Origin of the sequence: Mycobacterium sp. 852002-30065_SCH5024008, from assembly GCF_001665645.1 — a bacterium.
In the GTDB taxonomy this organism is placed as follows: domain Bacteria; phylum Actinomycetota; class Actinomycetes; order Mycobacteriales; family Mycobacteriaceae; genus Mycobacterium; species Mycobacterium paraffinicum.
In genome coordinates, this window is the sequence record NZ_LZSZ01000171.1 from 26,937 (window position 1) to 48,068 (window position 21,132).

Here is a 21,132-nt window from a genome sequence, read left to right on the forward strand (position 1 = left end):
TGCGGAATCACTGAAACCGGTGGCCGCGCGGCCATTCGGAGTGAACCGGCCGTCGGGCGGCCCGTGTGACATCGGATCGGATAGGAGCGTTCATGGCTCGATTCCCCAAGCCGCCGGAGGGCAGCTGGACGCAGCATTATCCCGAGCTGGGAACCGGACCGGTCTCGTATGAGGATTCCATCAGCCCGGAAATCCACGAGTTGGAACGAGAGGCCATCTTCAAGCGCGCCTGGCTCAATGTTGGTCGCGTTGAACGTCTTTCGCGTACTGGCAGCTACTTTACCAAGGAGCTCAAGGCCGTCAACACCTCGATCATCCTGGTGCGCACCAGATCCGGGGAGATCAAGGCGTATCACAACGTGTGTCGGCACCGCGGGAACAAGTTGGTGTGGAATGACATGCCGCTCGAGGAGACCAGCGGTGTGTGCCGCCAATTCACCTGCAAATACCACGCCTGGCGGTACGACCTGGACGGCAACCTGACGTTCGTGCAGCAGGAGGAGGAGTTCTTCGACCTCGACAAGAGCCGCTACGGGTTGGTGCCGGCGCATTGCGAGGTCTGGGAAGGCTTCATCTTCGTCAACTTCGCCAAGCATCCCGAACAGTCGCTGCGGGAGTTCCTCGGGCCGATGGTCACCGCGCTGGAGGGGTATCCGTTCGACCGGATGACCTCGCGCTGGCACTACCGCTCGGAGGTCAAGGCGAACTGGAAGCTCTACATGGACGCGTTCCAGGAGTTCTATCACGCCCCCGTGCTACACGCGAACCAGTCGCCAACCGCCTACTCAAAAGCGGCCGCCGAGGCCGGTTTTGAGGCCCCGCATTACCGATTGGAAGGCCCGCATCGGCTGGTCAGCACGTCGGGAGTGCGGGCGTGGGAGATGGCGGCGGAGATGCGCAAGCCGATCGAGGACATCTGCCAGAGCGGCCTGTTCGGTCCATGGGACAAGCCGGATCTCGGGAAGATGCCCGCCGGGCTCAACCCGGCGAAATGCGATCCGTGGGGGCTGGACTCCTTCCAGCTCTTCCCCAACTTCGTGATCCTGTTCTGGGGACAGGGTTGGTATCTGACGTACCACTACTGGCCAACCTCCTACAACTCCCACCTCTTCGAGGGGACGTTGTATTTCGCGCAGCCGCGCACTCCGCGCGAACGCGTCGCCCAGGAACTCGCGGCCGTTTCGTTCAAGGAATACGGCCTGCAGGACGCGAACACGCTCGAGGCGACTCAGAGCATGGTCGAGTCGCGGGTCATCGATCGGTTCCTGCTCAACGACCAGGAGATCCTGCTCCGGCACTTGCACAAGGAAACCGCGGCGTGGATCGATCGGTATCGCCGCACCGCTACGGCGTGGGTGTGACCGCGATGTCTCCCATGCTGCCAACCGAATTCGCCGACCTGGAGCAATTCACGGACTGGTGTCTGCCTTCCGAACCGGAGCGCTACGCCAAGAGGCTGGCGAGCACGATGACGGAGATGAAGGCCTTTTACGACGCGATCACGCCCCGCGCGGAAGAGGCCCTCGCGTACTGCGACAAGTTCTCCCTCGACGACTTGCCCGATGATGTGCTGAATCTCATGCATCTGCTGTATTCGATGATCATGGTGTCGTTTCCGGTGGAGTGCTGGAAGCAACCGCGGGTGCCCGACTCCGGTGCGTCCACCCTGGATTGCGTGTCCGAGCCCGTACCATGACCACCGTCCTGCGGGCGGCGCGGTGGGGTGACGTGATCGACGGCCAGGTTCGCTCACCCGCCGTCGTGGTGGTAGAGGGTGAGCGCATCGCCGCCATCAATCCCGAAGGCGGCGTGCCGGATTGGGCGACGGTCATCGACCTGGGCGACGTGACGCTGCTGCCGGGCCTGATGGATATGGAACTCAACCTGCTGATCGGCGGCCCCGGTGGGCCGGAGGGCTTGCCGTCGCCGATGCACGGTGTCCAGGACGATCCGGCCTATCGCACTTTGCGTGGTGCGGTCAATGCGCGCACCACCCTGGAGGCGGGTTTCACCACCGTGCGCAACCTGGGGCTGATGGTGAAGACCGGCGGCTACCTGCTCGACGTTGCGCTGCAGCGCGCCATCGACCAGGGCTGGCACGCCGGCCCCCGCATCTATCCCGCCGGCCACGCCGTCACCCCTTACGGCGGACACCTGGATCCGACGGTTTTCCAGCGGCTCGCGCCCGGCATCATGCCGCTGTCGGTGGCCGAGGGCATCGCCAACGGTGTCCCGGACGTGATCGCTTGTGTCCGTTACCAGATTCGCCACGGGGCGAAGCTGATCAAGGTGTCGGCCTCCGGCGGGGTCATGTCCCACAGCACGGCCCCGGGAGCCCAGCAGTACTCCGGCGCCGAGTTCGCCGCGATCGCCGACGAAGCCCACCGGGCCGGCGTGCGGGTGGCGGCGCACGCCGTCGGCGACAGCGCGATCCAGGCGTGCATCCGAGCCGGCATCGATTGCATCGAACACGGATTCCTGGCCAGCGACGAGACCATCCAGATGATGGTCGACCACGGCACCTTCCTGGTCTCCACCACGTATCTGACCGAGGCGATGGCGGTCGACCGGATCGCACCGGAGCTGCGCAAGAAAGCCGAAGAGGTGTTCCCGCGGGCGAAAGCCATGCTGCCGAGGGCGATTGCCGCCGGAGTGCGGATCGCGTGCGGCACCGACGCGCCGGCGATTCCGCACGGCCACAACGCCAAGGAGCTGGGCGCGCTGGTGAAGCGCGGCATGACGCCGATGCAGGCGATCCGGGCGGCCACGGTCGTGGCCGCGGAGCTCATCGATGCCGACGAAGAACTGGGCCGACTGGCGCCCGGCTACCTCGCCGACATCATCGCCGTACCCGGCGATCCCGCGCAGGACATCGACGCCACACTCGACGTGCCGTTTGTCATGAAGGGCGGCGAGGTTTTCAAACAGGGAGGCAACCATGGAACTCACCGATAACATCCTGTGGTTGCTCAAGCAGGCTTTCTATTACTCGCTGACCACCATCAACGACGCGATGCGAGTGCACGGTGTCAGCACTGCCCAGATCGGCGTGTTGCGCCAACTCGCCAATGAGCCCGGCCTTTCCGGCGCCGAACTGGCCCGCCGCCTGCTGATCAGCCCGCAGGGGGTTCAGCTCGCGCTGACCGCGCTGGAGCGCCGCGGCCTGGTGGAAAGAAAGCGCGATCCCCAGCACGGCCGCATTCTGCAGGCCTACCTCACGGGGGAGGGCCGCAAAGTCGCCGCAACGGTCGTCAACGACGCGATCGCCGCTCACGAAGAGGTGTTCGGTGTCCTCAGCGAGCAGGAGCAGCAAACCCTGCGTGAACTGCTGGGCCGCGTGGTCGAAAAGGGCACCGGCCACGAGCTTTTCAACGACCGCGTGGAGAACTAGGGGCCGATTCTCTAGTACTTGATATTAATCGCAAGTAGTTGATACTGTTCGAGAGATGCCAGAGCCCAGAGCGACCGCCGCGTCGGGGTCGCACGATAGCGACGGGGTCGTGACCGAGGAAGTGACCATAGAGCTGGACCGGCGCGCCACGACGGTGCCCTACAGTGCGGGCGATACCTTGCTGCAGACCGCCCGCATGGCGGGCTTGGCCGCGCCGTCCTCGTGCGAAACCGGTTCCTGCGCAACCTGCATGGCGCGGCTGACGCAGGGCAGCGCCCGAATGCTCAACAACGACGCACTCGATGACGACGAGGTGGACGACGGGTGGGTCCTGACCTGCCAGGCGTTGCCGACCAGCCGCACCGTACGCGTGGTCTACGAGTGAAGGGGAGAACAACCGCAATGGGGCGCAGTCGATGAGCCGGGTGGCCGTGGTGACGGGCGGCGCCTCGGGTATGGGCGAAGCCACCTGCCACGAATTGGGCCGGCGGGGACACAAGGTCGCGGTCCTGGACGTCAACGAGCAAGCGGCGCAGCGTGTCACCGAGGATCTGCGTGCCGAGGGTGTCACCGCGATCGGAGTGGGTGCCGATGTCACCGACCGGCCCGCGCTCGAGCAGGCATTCGCCAAGGTCCGCAGCGAGTTGGGCCCGGTCACCGTGTTGGTGACCAGCGCCGGGCTGTTCGGCTTTTCGGCCTTCGCCGACATCACCGCCGAATCGTGGGCGCGGATCATCGACGTCAATCTGACCGGGACGTTTCATTGCTGCCAACTTGCGCTCCCGGACATGGTCGATGCGAATTGGGGCAGGATCGTCATGATCTCGTCGTCAAGCGCTCAACGTGGCTCACCGTTCGCCGCCCATTACGCGGCGTCCAAAGGCGGTGTGATCACCCTGACCAAATCGCTTGCACGCGAATATGCCTCGCACGGGATTACCGTCAACAACATCCCGCCGTCGGGCATCGAAACGCCGATGCAGCATCAGGGGCAGGCGGCCGGTTACCTGCCGTCCAACGACCAGATCGCCGCCAACATCCCGCTGGGCTATCTGGGCACCGGGGCTGACGTCGCCGCTGCGGTGGGATTCCTGTGTTCGCAGGAAGCCAGATTCATCACCGGCCAGGTTTTGGGCGTCAACGGCGGAGCGGTGTTGTGACGTCGATCAGGAGGTTCAGATGACGCGATCGGGCAGGCCACCGGAGGGATCCTGGACCGAGCACTATCCCGAACTGGGCACCGGCCCGGTGTCATTCGGCGACTCCACGTCGCCGGAGTTCTACGAGCTCGAACGCGAAGCGATCTTCAAACGCGCCTGGCTGAACGTCGCCAGGGTCGAGGAGTTGCCCCGCGTCGGCAGCTACCTCACCAAAGAGCTCGAGGTGGTCCGGAGTTCGGTCATTCTGGTGAAAGCGCGAGACGAACGCATCCGCGCCTTCTACAACGTCTGTCGTCACCGGGGAAACAAGCTGGTGTGGAACGACTTTCCCGCCCAGGAAACCCGAGGCACCTGCCGGCAATTCACCTGCAAGTACCACGGGTGGCGTTACGACCTCGAGGGGGCGTTGACATTCGTGCAGCAGGAATCCGAATTCTTCGACCTCGACCCGTCCGACTACGGGCTGCGACCCGTGCACTGTGACGTCTGGAATGGGTTCGTCTTCATCAACTTCGACGCCCAACCCCGACAGAGCCTGCGCGAATTCCTCGGGCCTATGGTCACGGGTCTCGACGGGTACCCGTTCGAAAAATTGACCGAACGCTACGAGTGGGTGGCGCACAACAACAGCAACTGGAAGATCTTCGCCGACGCGTTTCAGGAGTACTACCACGTACCTTCGCTGCATCCGCAACAAGTGCCTCCCTACGTGCGCGACCCCAACGCCGGATTCACCTGTGGGCACTTCCAGCTCGACGGTCCGCACCGGCTGGTGTCGACCGCCGGGCGGCGGCGGTGGCTGCTGCCTCCCGAGTACATGTATCCGATCGAGCGGACCACCCAGAGCGGGCTGGTCGGCCCGTGGCGCACACCGGATATCGGTGCGCTACCGCCTGGCCTCAACCCGGGCGGCATCGAGCCATGGGGCATCAGCAATTTCCAGATCTTCCCCAACATCGAAATATTGATCTACGGCGGCTGGTATCTGCTCTACCGGTATTGGCCCACCTCACACAACACGCATCGCTTCGAGGGCTATACCTACTTCCACCCGGCCCGCAGCGTGCGCGAACGCATCGAACACGAAGTGGCGTCGGTGGTGCTCAAGGAGTTTGCGCTGCAGGACGCGGGGATGCTCGGTGGCACGCAGGCCGCACTGGAATACGGAATCGTCGATGCGTTTCCACTCAACGACCAAGAAATCCTGGTACGCCACCTGCACAAGGTCGTCACCGACTGGGTCGACGCGTACCAGCGCGAATCTGCTTCGGCGCCGGCAGGAGTGTGAACCCGTGTCAGACGCCATGCTGCCCAGCGCCTTCGCCGAATTGGAGAAGTACGCCCAACAGTGGTGCCTGGCAACCGAAACCGAACGCTGGAACACCCGAATCGCCAGCACGATGCCCGAGATGCGCGAGTTCTACGACGCGTTCTTCCCACGGCTTGAAGAGGCCATCGAATACTGCGACAAGTTCCCGCTCGACAACCTGCCCGACGATGCGCTCAACCTGCTGCACATGATCTATTCGTTGATCATGGTCGCGATGGCGGTGGAGATCATGCACCAGCCCGCGCCCGTCAGTGCCGCCGACGCGGTCATGATCCGCACCGTCGAGCCGTCGCCCTAACGGCAAGGCATTGATCAGGAAGGACAGGCCATGAGTCTGCTCACCATCAACAAGCTCACCGCGTCCGTCGGCGCGGAGGTCAGCGGCCTCGATCCGGGCCGCCTGGCTTCCGACGACCCGGTCGGTGAGGCGGTCTTGGATGCGTTGGAGGACAACGGAGTCCTGGTCTTCCGCGGTTTGCAGCTCGATCCAGAGGCCCAGGTCAGGTTCTGTCGTCTACTGGGGGAGGTCGATCACTCCGCCGACGGCCATCACCCGGTCGCCGGCATCTATCCCATCTCACTGAACCCGGCCAAGAACTCCTCGGCGGAAATCTTGAAGGCCACGTTCGATTGGCACATCGATGGATGCACGCCGCTCGACGACGAGTGCCCGCAGAAGGCCACCGTCCTGTCGGCGGTGCAGGTGGCCGAGTGGGGTGGCGAAACCGAATTCGCCAACTCCTATGCCGCCTACGACGAACTGACCGAAGAAGACAAGGATCGCTTCGGGTCGCTTCGCGTCGTGCACTCGCTGGAGGCCTCTCAGCGGCGCGCCCATCCTGACGCCTCGCCAGAACAGGTGGCCCGCTGGCGATCCCGGCGCACCCATGAACACCCGCTGGTGTGGACGCACCGCAGCGGCCGCAGATCGCTGGTGCTGGGCGCGTCGGCCGACTACGTGGTGGGCATGGATCTCGACGAGGGCCGAGCGCTGCTTGAGGAGCTGCTCGAGCGCGCCACTAGAACGAACCAGGTGTACAGCCACCACTGGTCGGTGGGCGACACCGTCATCTGGGACAACCGGGGAGTGCTCCACCGCGCGGCCCCCTACGACCCCACCTCGCAACGCGAGATGCTGCGCACGACCGTGCTCGGTGACGAACCGATTCGATAAATCGGTCCGCCGGTTGCCTCGTTGTGGCACGGTTGGCATGTGTTGAGAAAAGCGCTGACCGCCGCAGCAACCGTACTGGGCGGCGCCGGAACCGTTCTTGCGCCGCAGGCGTTCACGCCGTTGGCCGCCGCCGATCAGGACAACTACGTGGCTTTCCTGTCCCCGTCACGCAACATCAGCTGCGAGATCGACTACCAGCGTCGCGGTCTACCCGACGAAACGTTCTGTTTCACCTTGTCGCCACCGGCGTCCGTACGGATGGACACCGGTGGGGGCCTGTCCCGCTGCGCGGGGGAGAGCTGTCTGGCGAATCCGGCGGAGGGCACTCCGATCCTCGGTTACGGGCAGACGATGGGAGCCGGCCCGTTCACATGCCGGTCGGAGACCGGCGGGGTGACATGTACCGTCGTTTCGGGTCGCGGCTTCACCATCTCGAGCTCGGGGATCACACCGGTCGGCTGACCATTCCAGAGTCCGGTCCTCTCAGCCGCCCCGGGCCTCGATCATCGCCGAGCGATTGACCTTGGTCGCCGCGGTGCGGGGAATCGCGTCGACGAACTCGATGGTCTTGGGGGCCTTGTAGTGGGCGAGCCGGGTCTTCGCATACTCGATCACCTGCTCTTCGGTGAGCGCCGCACCGCCGGCGAGCTGCACCACCGCGTGCACCCGGCGTCCCCATTGCGGGTCGGCAAGGCCGATGACGACGACGTCGGCGATGTCGGGATGTCCCGCTAAAGCCGACTCGACTTCCGCCGGAAAGACATTCGCGCCGCCGGTGACGATCATGTCGACTCGGCGGTCGACGATGTAGAGGTAGCCGTCCTCGTCCAGGTAGCCGATGTCGCCGGCGGAGCGGAAGCCGTCTTCGGTGGACGGTAGCGGCGCCGCGCCGCCCACATAGCGCGATCCCGCGCTCATCGGTGCGCGCAGGTAGATCTCGCCGTGTTCACCGGGGCCAAGCTGTTTCGTTCCGGCGTCGAGAATCCGGATTTCGGTATCCCGGAAGCCGCGGCCGACACTGCCCGGGTGGGCGAGCCACTCGTCGCCGCGCAAGGCCGTGAGCCCAAGGTTTTCGGTCATGCCGTATGCCGACACGATCTGCTGCGGGCTCAGCAGTTCGAACCAGGTATGCATGAGCGACGGCGGCATCACGGCGGCGCCCTGCAGGATGAACACGATGCTGGACAGGTCCCGCTCCCGGACTTCCGGCCGGGCCGCGATGCGCGCCAGCATCGTCGGCGTGGCGGTGAAGTTGGTGACCTTGAAGCGTTCGATCACATCGAGAACCAGTGCGGCATCGAACTTTTCCAGCACCACCAAACGGTCGCCGGCCAGCAGGAAGAAGAAGGTGGCGAAGCCGTTGGTGTGATACATCGGCGCGGGCACCATGATGGTCTGTGGCTGAGCGACCGGCGTCCAGTTCGACAGGAACGGCTCGCCGTGCTGGGGGGTCCAGAGCGACGGCGCCAGGCTGAGGATCACTTTCGGTACCCCGGTCGAACCGCTACTGCAGATTCCGTTGACATTGGGGGACACCGCCTCGGGCAGCGCGCCGGCGGATTCGCCCGCCGCCTGCGCCTCGAGGCGCCACCGACTCACCTCGTCCACGACGACCGCGGGGTTGATCACCTCGCGGACTCTGTCTCGCTCCCACTCGGGCAGGTCCCAGTGCATGGGGACGGGAACGGCGCCGATCTTCCAGCACCCCAGGGTGGCCAGCACCAGGTGAATCGAGTTCGGGATCGCCAGCGCGACAAGGGAACCGGTCTCCGCGCCGTAGGCGGCCAGTGCGCGGCCCCACTGATTGGCGCGGGCGTCGAGTTCACCGAAGCTCAGCGACTGCGCGGTGCCGTCGAGGGCGACGACGGTCACCCCGATGTCGTCACGACGCTGTTCGGCGAGCTGTTGAAGTTTGGTTCCGAAGGGGATTCCGTCCGCTAGCGGGTTGGCCGCCACCTCGGCCGCCGCAGGCTTAGTCACGAGCGCCGCTCCTCCTCATCGCTTCGTCCCCCGCAAGCGGGCGGTGCCCCCACTGCATCGTCGCCGGCGCGCTCACGCCGATACCGGCCCGCTGAACAGTGTCTCGAAGGAGCCGTCCGGGATGCCCGGGATGAGGCGCAACGCGAGCGCCTCGGCGCTCAGCGGCAGACGGATCAGCGGCTGGGTATGCCGGTCGAGCACGCTGACATCGGACTCATCGCAGAAGCCCAGCGCGCCGAGCAGTTGGTGCGAGGTGCGTAGCACTTGGCGCGCGGCGTCGGACGCCTTGAGCCGAAGGACAAGCGCGTCCGCCGAACGGACCTCTGTTGGTAGCGATTCCGGACGGCAGATGGTGAATTTCGCCAACTCGTGCAGTCCGCGCACCGCGACCGCGGCCTCCGCCACGGCGAACCGGACGGCCTGAAAGTCCGCCAGTGGCTTACCGAACTGAATGCGGGCACGCACATGATCGGTGACGATCTGCAGCGCCTGCTGCACCGATCCCAGAATCCGCCATGATCCCAGCACGAGATGAAGGTTAACGTCGCCGGCCGGAACAGTTCCATCGGGCTCACCGAGGGAAGCGGGCACCAGGAACGGGCCGAGCTTGGCGTTGGTCCGCGAAGCCGGCCGCGGGTGGTATCGGGTGCCGTCGAGGTCGGCGGCGATCCAGTCACCGGGCAGGTCGCCATGGTCGATGCGCGGCGCAGCGGGGTCGACCAGGGCAAGGCGGGCGCCGTCGATCGCCAGTAACTCTTCGACGAGGGGATAGGGCAACGCGGTAGCGCCGGCGGCGCGGCACAGCACGGCCGCGGCGAGCAGGTCGTCGGGCGCCGATCGGACATCGAGCTCGAACGCGCCGACCTCGGCCAGGGCCGTGCGCGCCGCGTCGCGGATGCCATCGTCGGTTTCGGCGCGCAACGCTGCCTGCGGCCCGCCCAGTCGGCCCAGCCGCTTGGCCGCGACCGCAGCGAAGTCGCTGATGTCTTGTGGCAGATCAGTTTTCACCGGTGTTCTCCCAACACGTCCCTGGCCACCAACATCTTCTGCACTTCGATGGTGCCCGATGCCACGGTGGCGGCCTGCGCGTAACGCCAATGGTCTTCGATCGCCCCGTGCAGCGCAGCGCCGGCACCGCTGTCCAGCGCGACCGGGCCCAACACGTCGAAAAGTAGCTCGGCGACCTGCTGGTCGCACGTCGTGGTGGCGATGCGGGCCGCACTGGCCGCCGCGCCCGCCGCCGGGTCATCTTGCAGCGACACGGCTCGATAGGCCAGCAGCCGGGCGACCCGTAGATCGACGAGCGCCCGCACCCACCGCGAGCGAAGCGATTCGGGAAGCGCGCCCCAATCGTCGCCGAGCAGGGTGCTCATCCGGTCGAGCAAAGATTCGCAGCGCGCGTAGCGGGCGATGCCCACACGCTCGAATGCCAGCGCCTCGCGCATGACCCGCCAGCCGTCGCCGACCTCGCCGAGAACATCATTGGGGAACGCCTGCACGTCGTCGAGGAACATCTCGTTGAGGTGATGCGGCCCCAGCATCGACCCGATAGGCCGGACCGTGAAGCCGGGCCGATCCATCGGAATCAGAAAAAGCGTGAGCCGCTTGGGCTTTGGGGCCTCGGGATCGGTGCAGGCCGCCAGCACACACCAGGACGCCATCAACGCATACGACGTCCACACCTTCTGTCCGGTGATGCGCCAGCCGTCGCCGTCCCGCACGGCGCGGGTACGCAACGAGGCAAGGTCGGTACCGGCCTCCGGCTCGGAAAAACCCTGACACCAGATCACGTCGCCGGCGGCGATGGCGGCCAGGTGCCTGGCCTTCTGTTGGGCGGTTCCGTAGCGCATCAGTGCCGGGCCCACCCAATTGATCCCCATGTATTGGGGACCGCGGGGCTCGTGCTGGGCCCACATCTCCTCGCGCAGCACCGTCTGCTGCCACACCGAACCACCGCCGCCGCCATGCTCTTTCGGCCACGCCAGCGCCAGCAGGCCTTCGGCGGCCAGCAATTTGCAGAACGTCTCGGTGGTGGCGAGATCTTGCGGGTTCTCGGTACAGGCGCCCAGGAAGTCGGCGGGGATGTGGTTGGATACCAACTCCCGCAGGTGGTTTCGCAGTTCTGCGGCGTCGTCGCCGAGGTCGTAATCCATCGTCGTCATCCCTTCGGCAGCCCGAGCAGCCGCTCGGCGATGATGTTGCGCTGGACCTCCGACGTTCCGCCGTAGATGGTCGCGGCCAGCGCGTCCTGGCGTTCGAAGATCAGATCCGAGTCGCTGAGCGACTCTGTTCCTTGGGCAACGGCAGCAAGCTCCCAAACCCGTTGCAACGTAATCGATCCCAGCAGCTTCATGGTGTCTGCTTCGGGGCTCGGTCGGCCCGCCAATTCGTTGCCCAGGGCGCGGTATCCGGTGGCCCGCAACGCTTCGGCATCGGCCAGCAGGGAACCGAGCTCGGTGCAGATATCCGCGGTCGGCTGTGCCCTGCGTACCGATTCGAGTCCACGCTTGATCTCGACCCAGTTCATGATCCAGATCATCTGGCGTTCGTGGTGCAACGACGACAGCGCAACGTTCCACCCACCGTGGAGCGGGCCCAGCAGGTTTTCCATCGGAACTTCGACATCGTCGAGGAAGACCTCGCAGAATGTCTCGTCGGAGATCGACGCCATCCGGATGGGCTCGATGCGCACCCCCGGCGAATGCAGGTCCAGGATCAGGCAGGAAATACCCCGATGTTTCGGTGCCTCCGGGTCGGTGCGGGCATACAGGGTGCACCACCGCGACTCGTGGGCTTGGGTGGTCCAGATCTTGTGGCCGTTGACCCGAAACACGTCTCCGTCGCGTTCGGCGCGCGTGCGCAGGCCGGCGAAATCGGATCCGGCTTCCGGTTCCGACATGCCCAGCGCCCACCATTCGTCACCGCGCAGCAGGGGAGCCAGCAGGCGGTCGATCTGGGCGGCGGTGCCGAACTGACGGATGCCGGGTGCGGCCACATTGGGGCCCGCGATGTTGGGCAGCTTGGGCGCGGACCGCAGCGCCGCCTCGAGCCGGACCTCCATCGCATCGCGCAGACCCAGCGATCGGCCGCCGTGTTCGCGCGGCCAGGTCGGCTGTATCCATCCGGCCTCGAAGGCCGCTCGCTGGTAATCGCGCCGCAGCTTCAGGTCCCAGCGGTACTCGCGATAATTCTCGTAATAGTCCTTCGGCAGAAACTCCCTTAACCAGGCGCCGAATTCGTCGATGACCGCGGTCATGCCGCGCCTCCCGCGAAACGGCGGCCCACCTCGTGATAGAGCACGCGGCTGTCGCCCAGCATCGCGGCGGCCTGCCAGGCGTGGCGGACATAGAGGTGGGCGTCGTGCTCCCAGGTCTGCCCGAGCGCTCCGTGCACTTGGACCGCGGTTCTCGCACAATTGGCGGCCGCATCGCCGGCCGCCGCCTTGGCGAGCGCCGCAGTGGTCCAGGCGTCCGCGGGCGTGGTGGCCGGATCGCCGAGCCGGGCGGCTGCGGCGTAGGTGAGGCTGCGGGCGCGCTCCAGCCCGACGTAGTTGTCGGCGAGCGCATGCTTGATCCCCTGGAACGCGCCGATCGGGGTGCCGAACTGACGACGCGTCTTGGCATGCTCCACGGCGCGGTGCAAGGCTGCGCTCGCCGTGCCTACCAGGTCGGCTGCCGCGGCCACCAACGGCGCCGTCAACGCGCTTTCGATATCGACGGGCGCGGTTGCCAACGGCTCGGCGTCGACCTCGACCTCTGCCAGCGGCTGCGCGGGATCCGTCGATTCGCCCCCGATCACGGTCACCCCGTCGCCGCAGCGCGCGACCGCCACCACGGTGTCATCAGGGCCGCTGTCGGCGCGCGCTAGCGTGACGAGCAGCTCGGAGCGGGTCAGGTTGGGGACCGCGACCGCGCGTCCGCGCAGGCGTCCGCCGCGCAGGGTCATCGGCACCCCGGGCAGCCGAGATCCCCTGGCGTGCACGGCCAGGGTGGCGACGGCGCCGCCGGCGATGTCGTCGAGAATCGCCTCGAGACCTGTGCCCCGGAGCGCGCCGGCGGCCAGGCCGACACTGCTCAACAGCGGGATCGGCGCGATGGCGGCACCGCATTCCTCGAGCACTACTGCGAGCTCCACCGGTCCGTAGTCGCCGGCCCCGGGCGCGGCCAGTTCCGTCCAACCGAGATCGACCACCGTCTTCCACAGCGTGCGCCACCGCTCCGGATCCGTCATCGCCTGGCGGGCGGCGTCGGGCGGGCACTCGGTGCGTAGGACGTCGCGCACCGTGTCGCGCAGCGACAACTGCTCCGAATTCAGTCCGACATCCATAAGACCCCTAACATAATAAAAATAGTAAACTAGCGGCCCTGTCGCAATCGCACAGGAACAAACGCATAGGTGGGTGCATGGTCGAGTGGTATTTGTTCCTGCCGCAGGTGCGGCTGTCGGCGACGGACATCGTGGAGCGGGCACGCCACGCCGAGGCCAGTGGCTTCGACGGCATGGCGTTCATCGATCACCTCGAGGCGCCCGGTCTGCCCGATGAAAGCATTTGGGAGGCAATGGGCATTGCGAGTTGGGTGGCGGCCAAGACCGGGCGGCTGCGCATCGGTCATCTGGTGCTTTGTGATGCCTTCCGCCACCCCGCCGTGCTGGCCAAACAAGCCGTCACCCTGTCGGATGCATCGGAGGGCAGGTTCGACCTGGGCCTCGGGGCGGGGTCCTGGCCCGCGGAGTTCACCAGATTCGATGTCGGCCTGCAGGACGCGGTCGCCAGGGTCGAGCAGCTGGATCGGCACCTGGCGCTGCTGCGGCAGTACTGGGGTGACGATCCGGGCGCCGGCTCGGCTGCGCAAGCCCCGCCGAGGTCTCATCCGATACCGCTGGTCCTCGGCGGCACGGGCCGCCGGATGATGGAACTCGTTCGCAGATACGCGGATTGGTGGAACCTGCCGGCGAACCACCTCGACAAGTTGCCCACGCTGGCCCCGGCGGCCGGCACGGCCCGGCTCTCCGTTCAGCAGATGGTGGGGTTCGTGCGATCGGGTACCGACCCCGACACGGTGCGCGAGGTCAACACGCGGCGATTCGGCAACCTGGGCGCAGGGCTGGTGTGTGGCGATGCCGACGAGCTCATCGGCCACTTCACCGGGCTGGTGTCCCAGCGCGTCGAGCGGTTCTACGTGTGGTTCGCCGATTTCGCCGTACCCGATTCCCTGCACGAGTTCGGCGAAACGGTGATCAAAGCGTTCCCGGCGCCGTAGCCGTCAACCCCGTTGCTCTGCGCGCCGCCGCGCTTCCGTGGGGACGACCGGCGGCCGCGCGAACGGTCCGCGCTGGACCGCGCTGAGCCGGATCTCCGGCAGGTCGACCGACGGGTCGACGGTGTCCAGCCAGGCCACCGCGTCCGCCACATCCGAGACCTGGATGGCGTACATCTCGAAGGGAACGTCCTGAAGCATCTCGGTTTCCACCGGGCCCGGGGTGACGATGTGGACGCTGATGCCGTCACGGTCGACTTCCAGCGCCAAGGCCCGGGCGAAGGCGTTCATCCCGGCTTTGGACGCCGAGTAGGCGGTTCGCGCCATCATCGGTTCGTGCGCCGCCGACGACGAGATGAACACGAACCGCGAACCCGCGCGCATCCGGGGCAGGGCGGCGGCGGTCACCACGAAGCACGAATCCAGATTGGCCGAGATGATGGTCCGCCACTGCTCGAACGTCTGCTTGCGCGCGTACGTTCCACCCAGCGTGCCGGCGGCGTGGACGACGAGGTCGATTGTCTCCAATGTGCTTGTCGCAGCGGCGAATCCGTCTGGATCCGAGGCATCGGCCACGACGTGGCGCGCGCCGATCTCCTCGGCGGCCGCACGCAACGGGGCCTCGCGACGCGCCGCCAGCACCACGTCGTAACCCAGCTCGGCCAACTTGCGACCGCACCCTTTGCCGATCCCGCCGCTGCCGCCGGTGACCAATGCGGTTCTCACGGGCTGCCTCTCAGGTTTGGCGGAAATCCCGCGTCCGCGACAATGCCTGCGGCGACAGCGCGTGAATTCGTTGATCGTGCCGACCGGAGAGCACGTAGGTCTGGGTGTCGGCGAGATGGCGGCCCGCGATGCGGCGCGCCCGATCGACGTCGCCCTCCGCGATGGTCTCGGTCAGCTTGACGTGCGTGCTGAGCACCGCGCGGCGCTGGGCCAGCGAGGGGTAGGTGCCTCGCGCCGCGCTCTCGTCCGCCCACTGTTGTTCGTGGCTGGTCCAGAGCGTCTCCAAGCTGCCGACCACCGCGATGATGGTGTGGTTTCCACAACCGCGGACCACGAGATCGTGGAATTCACGGCCGATTTCGGTGAACAACCCGCCGTCTTCGATGTTCTCGGCCATGGAGTCGTTGACCCGGTTCAGCTCTGGGACCAAGGTGTCCGCCCGGTCTGGCCGGCGGGCGGCCAGCGCGGCGCACGCGGGCTCGAGTTCCTGCAAGGCCATGCCGAGGTCGGCGACCGCTACGGACTCGCTCTGCAGTAACAGCCCGAGCATGTACGCGGCGCTGGTCTTCGCCGGGGCGTGCACAACGGCGCCACCACGGTTCCCCCGTCGCACCGAAACCAGGCCCTCGGTTTCCAGAATCCGCAGCGCTTCGCGCAGGGAAACCAGACTCACGTTGAACTGCTCGACGAGCACCTCTTGACGCGGCAAGAGATCGCCGTCGGCGAGGTCACCGTTGATGATCTGGCGGCGCAACTCGTCGGCTACGATTTCTGCGATCCGCGGCGCCGATAATCGGCGACGGGCGTCGCTCCCAATTCCCAAGGCGGTCATCCGATCCTCGATGCATAGCAACTCGCTGGCTTAGCTATTTTAGCAGTAATGGTATAAATAGCTTCTTCGATCGCGTGTCGATCGGGAGGGCGGGTGTAAGTGAGCGAGCGGTCTGACAGCCGGCCCACACCGCTGCACGACCTGCGTGTCGTCGAGATCAGTGACCGGATTGCCGGCAGTTACTGCGGGAAGCTGCTGGTCGACGCCGGGGCGCAGGTGTGCAAAATTGAACCGCCGCAAGGCGATTGGCTCCGCCGGTATTCCGCGACCGGATCGCCGGTGCCGGACGGCGAGAGCTCGCCGTTCTTCGCCTACCTCAATGCCGGCAAGCGCAGCATGACTTACCCGCCCGACGCCGGGCGCTTCTCCGCCGAACTGTCCGCCGCGGACGTGGTGGTGGTCAGTGCCGGCCGGGGGCAGGCCGCGGCGTTGGGCGTTGATCCGCAGCGGCTGCTGGCAGACTGTCCGTGCGCAATCATCGTCACGATCTCCGACTTCGGCTGGACCGGGCCGTACGCCGAGCGTGCAGCCAGCGAATTCACCCTGCAGGCGTGGGCGGGCTCGCCCGGCTTCCGCGGCGATCCGGCGGGGCCGCCCATCTCGATCGGCGGCGACCTCGGGGAGTACATGGGCGGCGTCTACGCCGCGTTCGGCGTTTTGGCCGTGCGCCGCCGCGTCGAGCGCGGTGGCCCCGGTGAGCACCTCGATCTGTCCATGCTCGAGGCGTTGACCGCGATGCAGAGCAGCGAATGGCTGCACTCCCAGCTGCTGCGGGTGCCCCCGATCCGCCGCACGCTCGAAGTGCCATCGATCGAGCCCGCCAAGGACGGCTACGTCGGGATCACCATGGTCACCGGCCAGCAATGGCTCGACTTCGTTGCCATGGTCGAATGCCCGCAGCTCGAGGAGATCGAACAGCTCCGCTTCCAGATCGGCAGGTGGGCCTATCGTGACCTGATCCGCGAACAGGTCGGCCCATGGCTGGCCGAACGCACCGTCGCGGAAATCGTGGAGCTCGGCCAACTGTTCCGGCTGCCCATCGCGGCGCTGGGCAACGGTTCGACGATCCGGGAGATGGAATACGTGACCGAGCGTGGGGCATTCGTCCGCACCCCCGCCGGCTTCCATCAGCCCCGGCCACCCTGGTTGATGTCAGCGTGCGCGCCCGCCCCGCCGCGGGCCGCCCCAGCGCTCGGCGAGGCCAATGACGAGACCGTCTGGCCCCGAAGCGAATCCGCGGCGTCCGCGACGCCGGCCGGGCTGCCGCTGGCGGGTGTGCGCATTGTCGACCTGACCGCGTTCTGGGCCGGTCCTGCGGCCACCCACCTGCTTGCCGCGTTCGGGGCCGACGTCATCAAGGTGGAGTCGATACAGCGACCCGACGGCATTCGATACTCGGGCGGCATGCGCACCGATGTCGACGATTGGTGGGAATACGGCTGGGTCTTCCACGCCATGAACACCAACAAGCGTTCCGTCACACTGGATTTGGGCTCCGAAGACGGGCGCCGCCTGTTCACCGAGCTGGCCGCCGGCGCGGACGTGGTGATCGAGAACTTCTCGCCGCGCGTGATGGACCAGTTCGGCCTGACGGCCGATGCGCTGCTGAACGTCAACCCCAAGCTCGTCGTCGCCCGGATGCCCGCGTTCGGGCTGGACGGACCGTGGCGAGACCGCGTCGGATTCGCCCCCACCATGGAGCAGATTGCCGGCCTGGCCTGGGTGACCGGGTTGCCCGAGACTCCGCCGGTCACACCGCGCGGCGCTTGCGATCCGCTGGCCGGTGTGCACGCCGCGTTCGCCGTGCTGGCCGCGCTGAATTTCGCCGAACGCACTGGGTCGGGGCAGCAACTCGAGCTGCCGATGCTCGAAACGGTGCTGAACGCCACCGCGATACAGGCGATCGAAACCGAGGTCTTCGGGATAACCCTGACCCGGCGGGGCAACCGCGGTCACGGCGACTCGATCCAAAACATCTACCGGTGTGCGGGTGACGACGACTGGATCGCGGTCACCGTGCGCGACGACCGGCACTGGCGTGCGCTGGTCGAGGTGATGGATCGACCGGCGTGGTGCGACGAGGAGCTGGCCACCGCCGCCGGGCGGCGCCAGCGGGCCGACGACGTCGATCGCCGGCTGGCGGATTGGTTCGCCCGCCAACCCCTCGACTCGACGGTGGAGCGGTTGGCCGCCGCCGGCATCCCCGCCGCGCCGGTGGTGTCGCCGTCGTTGGTCATCGAGAATCCCCAACTGCGCCATCGGGGATTCTTGGAGACCCTGGACCACCCCAGCACCGGCGCCGGTCTCTATCCGTGCCCGCCGTTCGCCCAGTTGACCGGCCAGGATAGGTGGCTGCAGCGGCCACCGCCGCGGCTGGGCGAGCACAATGAAGAGATACTGCGCGAGCGGTGCGGGCTGACCGGCGAAGAACTGACACGCCTCGCAACCAGCGGGGTGATCGGGACCCGACCCAAGGGGCTGTGAGAAGTGGAGGGCATCTGATGCGGGTGACAGTCGACGAAAACCTTTGTGAGGCCAACGGCTTCTGCGAATCGCTGGCACCGGAAGTCTTCGAGCTGGGGGACGAGGACGTGGTGCAGATCGCGGACGGGCCCGTGCCGCCGCGGCTGGAGATCGATGTGCGCGCCGCGGTGGACCAGTGCCCCAAGGCCGCGCTGCGGCTGACCGACTGAGGGATCAGCGCCTGACGACGGCGAGCACGGGGACGGCGCGAGTAAGAAGTCGAGCAATCATCATGCGCGTTCGCCCAGCGAGATCGACATTTCGTCGTAGATCGACATGTTCGTGGTCAGGTTCGGATAAGCGACTTTCGCCGGGCCGAGGGCGATGTTGTCGCAACGCAACAACAGCTCGTCGAACACGGCGCGCAGTTCCGCGCGCGCCAGCATGGCGCCCAGGCAGTGATGCGGCCCGCCGCCACCGAAGGCCACCTGCGGGTTCGGCTGACGACCGATGTCGAAGGTGAACGGAGATTCGAAGACCTCCTCGTCGCGGTTGGCCGAACGCAGCATCGACACCACCCGCTCGCCCTTCGCGATGCGCTGGCCGTCCATCTCGACATCGACCTTCGCGGTGCGCGTCCAGTACGCGACCGGTGACGCCCAGCGCAACACTTCCTCGATGGCGCTGGGCCGCAGCGCTTCCTGCTCGCGATAGCGCTCGATCTGCTCCGGGTTCGCCACGAATGCCTGCAGCCCGATGGCCAGCGCATTCTTGGTGGTGTCGCTGCCGGCGAACGCCAGCACGAAGAAGAAAAATTCGAGTTCGTGAGGTGGCAAGCTGAAGTGATCACCGTCTTCGCCGGTGATCACCGCGGTCGCCAACGTGCTCCAGATGTCGTCGGTGGGATTGCGTCGTTTCTCCGCGGTGAGGTCCATTGCGTACCCGAAGATGTTGGCGTAGAGGTCGGTTTCGTCCTGCCGGCTCAGCTGCACCTCCGGTGAGTTGGCCTTCAATATGCGGTCCAGGCCGTCGAAGATTCGGGGCCGGTCGTCCTCCGGTATGCCGATGATGTCGCCGATGACCGTCATCGGCAGGGCATCGGCCACGTCCTCGATCCAATCGCCGCCGCCCTCGGCGAGCAGGCGGTCGATCATGCGCGCGGCCCTCGCCCGGATGCCGTCCTCGAGCTTGGCGATCGCCCGCGGATTGAACGCGTTCGAGATCAGCTTGCGGCGCTTGTTCAGCCCGGGCGGGTCCATGTTGATGATGGTGGGGTACGACGAGAACATCCCGACCGGCTGGATGAGCGGGCCGTCGACCGCGGTGAAGGACTCGACATCGCGATGCAGCCGGACCGCGTGCCGGTGCTTGGTGGCCACCCAGAACTGGCGCTGGACCGTCTTGGCTACGCCCGGGGTCAGGTCGTGACGGAAAAGTGGCCGGTTGCGGCGCAAATCCGTGAACAATTCGTCGGGAAACCCGTTGCGCCACAGGGCGAAATCGGAAAGGTCCACTGCCGCAGCCGTCATCTGAAACTCCGCTCTGCCCGGGCGCATCTGGTGCCGCGTTGACGTTCAATGCTTAAAATAGTAAAAATAGACCTTGTCGTCGAACCGCGGTGAGTGAAGGGCGGCCAAGTTGCGCTCGGCTCGCCTTGGTCTTGGCGGGATATGGAGAGTTTGTGACGCACACAATTTCTGACCCGGTGTCGGATTCGGCCGGGGATCCATCGGAACGCGAGTTCGGGCAGTCGGGCATTGCGCTGTCGACGTATCGGTTCCCGACGGGCTGGTTCATCGTCGCCTTCGGCTCGGACCTGGCCGCCGGTCAGGTCAAGCGCGCCCACTACTTCGGTGAGGAACTCGTCATCTTCCGCACCAAGTCCGGCGAGGTGCACGTGATGGACGCCTACTGCCAGCACCTCGGCGCCAACCTCGGCGTCGGCGGCACCGTAGAGGGCGAGAACATCGTCTGTCCGTGGCATGGCTGGCGCTGGCGTGGCGACGGCAGCAACGCGCTGATCCCGTACAGCAAGATCGGGTGCAAGAACAACGTCCGCATCCGCACGTACCCGAGCATGGAGTGGTACGGCTTCGTGCTGGTGTGGCACGAGCGGCACGGGCGGGCGCCGTACTGGCAACCCCCGGTGCTGCCCGAGCTGGAAACGAACGAGTACTACCCACTGCACCCGCACACGCAGATGATCAACCGGGTCAAGGTGCACCCGCAGATGATCATCGAGAACGCCGCCGACCCGTATCACGTGCAATACGTGCACAAGGCCGCCAATCCGGCCACCACCGCGTCGTTCGAGGTGTCCGGTTACCACTTGCACGCGACCGTCAACGCCCATTTCGGCGGCGGCCGTGCGTCGACCTGGCTGACCCCCAATGGGCCGGTCGACGCCAAGATCATCTACGACAACTACTCGCTGGGGCTGGGGGTCGTCCGCTTCCCCAGCGAGCTGGTGGCCACGGTTCAGGTGACCGGGCAGACGCCGGTCGACGAGGACTACACCGATTACTTCTACACGCAGGCGTCCGTCCGCGAGCCCGGCGACACCGGTGACGTGCCGACCGGTCGCGCGGCCAAGTTCCTGGCGCTGCAGCAAGAGGTCATCAAACAGGACTTCTTCACGTGGGAGAACATGAAGTACCTGGAGAAGCCGAACCTGGCTCCCGAAGAGGCGCACGACTATGCCGCCCTTCGCCGCTGGGCGCACCGCTTCTACCCGGGCACGCAGCCGTCGCCGTCCGACTTCGGGTACACGGCCGACGGTGAGCCCGACCCGGCGGCCGCGAAAGCCTGAGCGAAAGCC

21 protein-coding genes and 2 pseudogenes are annotated in these 21,132 nt (G+C 66.4%); 14 read left to right on the forward strand and 9 right to left on the reverse strand.

Annotated features, from left to right (window positions below):
- The first annotated feature begins 92 nt into the window (after positions 1-92).
- The 10 genes and pseudogenes from A5781_RS21130 (at position 93) to A5781_RS21175 (ending at position 7,517) form a co-directional block, all read left to right on the forward strand.
- Positions 93-1,361, forward strand: a complete 1,269-nt coding sequence (locus A5781_RS21130) for an aromatic ring-hydroxylating dioxygenase subunit alpha (protein WP_067211328.1) — start codon at positions 93-95, stop codon at positions 1,359-1,361.
- On the forward strand, positions 1,358-1,696 hold the full coding sequence (locus tag A5781_RS21135; protein WP_197503834.1) for a hypothetical protein: 339 nt from the start codon (positions 1,358-1,360) through the stop codon (positions 1,694-1,696). Before A5781_RS21130 ends, A5781_RS21135 begins: the two co-directional genes overlap by 4 nt.
- Positions 1,693-2,955 carry an amidohydrolase family protein gene (locus A5781_RS21140; RefSeq protein ID WP_067211333.1) on the forward strand — a complete coding sequence of 421 codons (1,263 nt, stop codon included), beginning with the start codon at positions 1,693-1,695 and terminating at the stop codon, positions 2,953-2,955. The genes A5781_RS21135 and A5781_RS21140 overlap by 4 nt, the downstream gene beginning before the upstream one ends.
- Complete coding sequence (locus A5781_RS21145; protein ID WP_067211336.1) at positions 2,939-3,391, forward strand: MarR family winged helix-turn-helix transcriptional regulator; 453 nt, start codon at positions 2,939-2,941, stop codon at positions 3,389-3,391. Before A5781_RS21140 ends, A5781_RS21145 begins: the two co-directional genes overlap by 17 nt.
- A 118-nt stretch (positions 3,392-3,509) precedes the next feature.
- Positions 3,510-3,776 (forward strand): annotated as a pseudogene (locus A5781_RS21150) (2Fe-2S iron-sulfur cluster-binding protein); the annotation flags it as partial.
- A gap of 31 nt (positions 3,777-3,807) precedes the next feature.
- Positions 3,808-4,551 carry an SDR family NAD(P)-dependent oxidoreductase gene (locus A5781_RS21155; protein WP_067211343.1) on the forward strand — a complete coding sequence of 248 codons (744 nt, stop codon included), beginning with the start codon at positions 3,808-3,810 and terminating at the stop codon, positions 4,549-4,551.
- 19 nt (positions 4,552-4,570) lie between these two features.
- Entirely contained in the window at positions 4,571-5,839 is a 1,269-nt protein-coding gene (locus A5781_RS21160) for an aromatic ring-hydroxylating dioxygenase subunit alpha (RefSeq protein WP_067211346.1), read from the forward strand.
- A 16-nt stretch (positions 5,840-5,855) separates the two neighbouring features.
- Complete coding sequence (locus A5781_RS21165; RefSeq protein ID WP_067211349.1) at positions 5,856-6,179, forward strand: hypothetical protein; 324 nt, start codon at positions 5,856-5,858, stop codon at positions 6,177-6,179.
- A 30-nt stretch (positions 6,180-6,209) separates the two neighbouring features.
- Positions 6,210-7,055 carry a TauD/TfdA family dioxygenase gene (locus A5781_RS21170; RefSeq protein WP_067211353.1) on the forward strand — a complete coding sequence of 282 codons (846 nt, stop codon included), beginning with the start codon at positions 6,210-6,212 and terminating at the stop codon, positions 7,053-7,055.
- 39 nt (positions 7,056-7,094) lie between these two features.
- A complete protein-coding gene (locus A5781_RS21175; RefSeq protein ID WP_231987252.1) occupies positions 7,095-7,517 on the forward strand; it encodes a hypothetical protein in 423 nt (140 codons plus the stop codon).
- A gap of 21 nt (positions 7,518-7,538) precedes the next feature.
- Here the strand turns inward: A5781_RS21175 and A5781_RS21180 are convergent, their stop codons facing one another.
- The 6 genes and pseudogenes from A5781_RS21180 to A5781_RS21200 form a co-directional block, all read right to left on the reverse strand.
- Positions 7,539-9,035: a class I adenylate-forming enzyme family protein gene (locus tag A5781_RS21180; protein ID WP_067211356.1), complete on the reverse strand. Its 1,497-nt coding sequence runs from the start codon at positions 9,033-9,035 to the stop codon at positions 7,539-7,541.
- Positions 9,032-9,106, reverse strand: a pseudogene (locus A5781_RS25725) (16S rRNA (guanine(966)-N(2))-methyltransferase RsmD); the annotation flags it as partial. The pseudogene A5781_RS25725 and the gene A5781_RS21180, both read right to left, overlap by 4 nt.
- 1 nt (position 9,107) lies before the next feature.
- The gene (locus A5781_RS21185) at positions 9,108-10,043 is read right to left on the reverse strand and encodes an acyl-CoA dehydrogenase family protein (RefSeq protein WP_067211359.1); all 936 of its coding nucleotides are present in this window, start codon (positions 10,041-10,043) and stop codon (positions 9,108-9,110) included.
- Entirely contained in the window at positions 10,040-11,197 is a 1,158-nt protein-coding gene (locus A5781_RS21190; RefSeq protein ID WP_197504006.1) for an acyl-CoA dehydrogenase family protein, read from the reverse strand. The genes A5781_RS21185 and A5781_RS21190 overlap by 4 nt, the downstream gene beginning before the upstream one ends.
- A complete protein-coding gene (locus A5781_RS21195; RefSeq protein ID WP_067211362.1) occupies positions 11,194-12,291 on the reverse strand; it encodes an acyl-CoA dehydrogenase family protein in 1,098 nt (365 codons plus the stop codon). Before A5781_RS21195 ends, A5781_RS21190 begins: the two co-directional genes overlap by 4 nt.
- The gene (locus tag A5781_RS21200) at positions 12,288-13,361 is read right to left on the reverse strand and encodes an acyl-CoA dehydrogenase family protein (RefSeq protein WP_067211366.1); all 1,074 of its coding nucleotides are present in this window, start codon (positions 13,359-13,361) and stop codon (positions 12,288-12,290) included. Before A5781_RS21200 ends, A5781_RS21195 begins: the two co-directional genes overlap by 4 nt.
- Before the next feature lie 77 nt (positions 13,362-13,438).
- Here A5781_RS21200 and A5781_RS21205 point away from each other — a divergent pair, with 77 nt between their 5' ends.
- Positions 13,439-14,296: an LLM class flavin-dependent oxidoreductase gene (locus A5781_RS21205; RefSeq protein ID WP_067211369.1), complete on the forward strand. Its 858-nt coding sequence runs from the start codon at positions 13,439-13,441 to the stop codon at positions 14,294-14,296.
- Between the two features lie 3 nt (positions 14,297-14,299).
- Here A5781_RS21205 and A5781_RS21210 read toward each other — a convergent pair whose 3' ends face one another.
- Both A5781_RS21210 and A5781_RS21215 read right to left on the reverse strand, forming a co-directional pair.
- Complete coding sequence (locus tag A5781_RS21210; protein WP_067211371.1) at positions 14,300-15,019, reverse strand: SDR family oxidoreductase; 720 nt, start codon at positions 15,017-15,019, stop codon at positions 14,300-14,302.
- A 10-nt stretch (positions 15,020-15,029) separates the two neighbouring features.
- Complete coding sequence (locus A5781_RS21215; protein WP_066958635.1) at positions 15,030-15,851, reverse strand: FadR/GntR family transcriptional regulator; 822 nt, start codon at positions 15,849-15,851, stop codon at positions 15,030-15,032.
- A gap of 99 nt (positions 15,852-15,950) precedes the next feature.
- Here A5781_RS21215 and A5781_RS21220 point away from each other — a divergent pair, with 99 nt between their 5' ends.
- Complete coding sequence (locus tag A5781_RS21220) at positions 15,951-18,335, forward strand: CoA transferase (protein WP_067211374.1); 2,385 nt, start codon at positions 15,951-15,953, stop codon at positions 18,333-18,335.
- 17 nt (positions 18,336-18,352) lie between these two features.
- A complete protein-coding gene (locus A5781_RS21225) occupies positions 18,353-18,544 on the forward strand; it encodes a ferredoxin (protein WP_067211377.1) in 192 nt (63 codons plus the stop codon).
- Positions 18,545-18,604: 60 nt separating this feature from the next.
- On the opposite strand, the gene A5781_RS21230 is transcribed toward A5781_RS21225, so the two are convergent.
- Positions 18,605-19,843, reverse strand: a complete 1,239-nt coding sequence (locus A5781_RS21230) for a cytochrome P450 (protein WP_067211580.1) — start codon at positions 19,841-19,843, stop codon at positions 18,605-18,607.
- A gap of 152 nt (positions 19,844-19,995) precedes the next feature.
- On the opposite strand from A5781_RS21230, the gene A5781_RS21235 reads away from it, so the two are divergent.
- The gene (locus tag A5781_RS21235; protein ID WP_156624912.1) at positions 19,996-21,123 is read left to right on the forward strand and encodes an aromatic ring-hydroxylating dioxygenase subunit alpha; all 1,128 of its coding nucleotides are present in this window, start codon (positions 19,996-19,998) and stop codon (positions 21,121-21,123) included.
- Positions 21,124-21,132 lie beyond the last annotated feature (9 nt).

Excerpts from the sequence above, each read along its gene's own strand:
- A5781_RS21130 (WP_067211328.1), top strand. The coding sequence starts at position 93 with ATGGCTCGATTCCCCAAGCCGCCGGAGGGCAGCTGGACGCAGCATTAT.
- A5781_RS21140 (WP_067211333.1), top strand. The coding sequence starts at position 1,693 with ATGACCACCGTCCTGCGGGCGGCGCGGTGGGGTGACGTGATCGACGGC.
- A5781_RS21145 (WP_067211336.1), top strand. The coding sequence starts at position 2,939 with ATGGAACTCACCGATAACATCCTGTGGTTGCTCAAGCAGGCTTTCTAT.
- A5781_RS21155 (WP_067211343.1), top strand. The coding sequence starts at position 3,808 with ATGAGCCGGGTGGCCGTGGTGACGGGCGGCGCCTCGGGTATGGGCGAA.
- A5781_RS21160 (WP_067211346.1), top strand. The coding sequence starts at position 4,571 with ATGACGCGATCGGGCAGGCCACCGGAGGGATCCTGGACCGAGCACTAT.
- A5781_RS21165 (WP_067211349.1), top strand. The coding sequence starts at position 5,856 with ATGCTGCCCAGCGCCTTCGCCGAATTGGAGAAGTACGCCCAACAGTGG.
- A5781_RS21170 (WP_067211353.1), top strand. The coding sequence starts at position 6,210 with ATGAGTCTGCTCACCATCAACAAGCTCACCGCGTCCGTCGGCGCGGAG.
- A5781_RS21190 (WP_197504006.1), bottom strand. The coding sequence starts at position 11,197 with ATGACGACGATGGATTACGACCTCGGCGACGACGCCGCAGAACTGCGA.
- A5781_RS21195 (WP_067211362.1), bottom strand. The coding sequence starts at position 12,291 with ATGACCGCGGTCATCGACGAATTCGGCGCCTGGTTAAGGGAGTTTCTG.
- A5781_RS21200 (WP_067211366.1), bottom strand. The coding sequence starts at position 13,361 with ATGGATGTCGGACTGAATTCGGAGCAGTTGTCGCTGCGCGACACGGTG.
- A5781_RS21205 (WP_067211369.1), top strand. The coding sequence starts at position 13,439 with ATGGTCGAGTGGTATTTGTTCCTGCCGCAGGTGCGGCTGTCGGCGACG.
- A5781_RS21215 (WP_066958635.1), bottom strand. The coding sequence starts at position 15,851 with ATGACCGCCTTGGGAATTGGGAGCGACGCCCGTCGCCGATTATCGGCG.
- A5781_RS21225 (WP_067211377.1), top strand. The coding sequence starts at position 18,353 with ATGCGGGTGACAGTCGACGAAAACCTTTGTGAGGCCAACGGCTTCTGC.
- A5781_RS21230 (WP_067211580.1), bottom strand. The coding sequence starts at position 19,843 with ATGACGGCTGCGGCAGTGGACCTTTCCGATTTCGCCCTGTGGCGCAAC.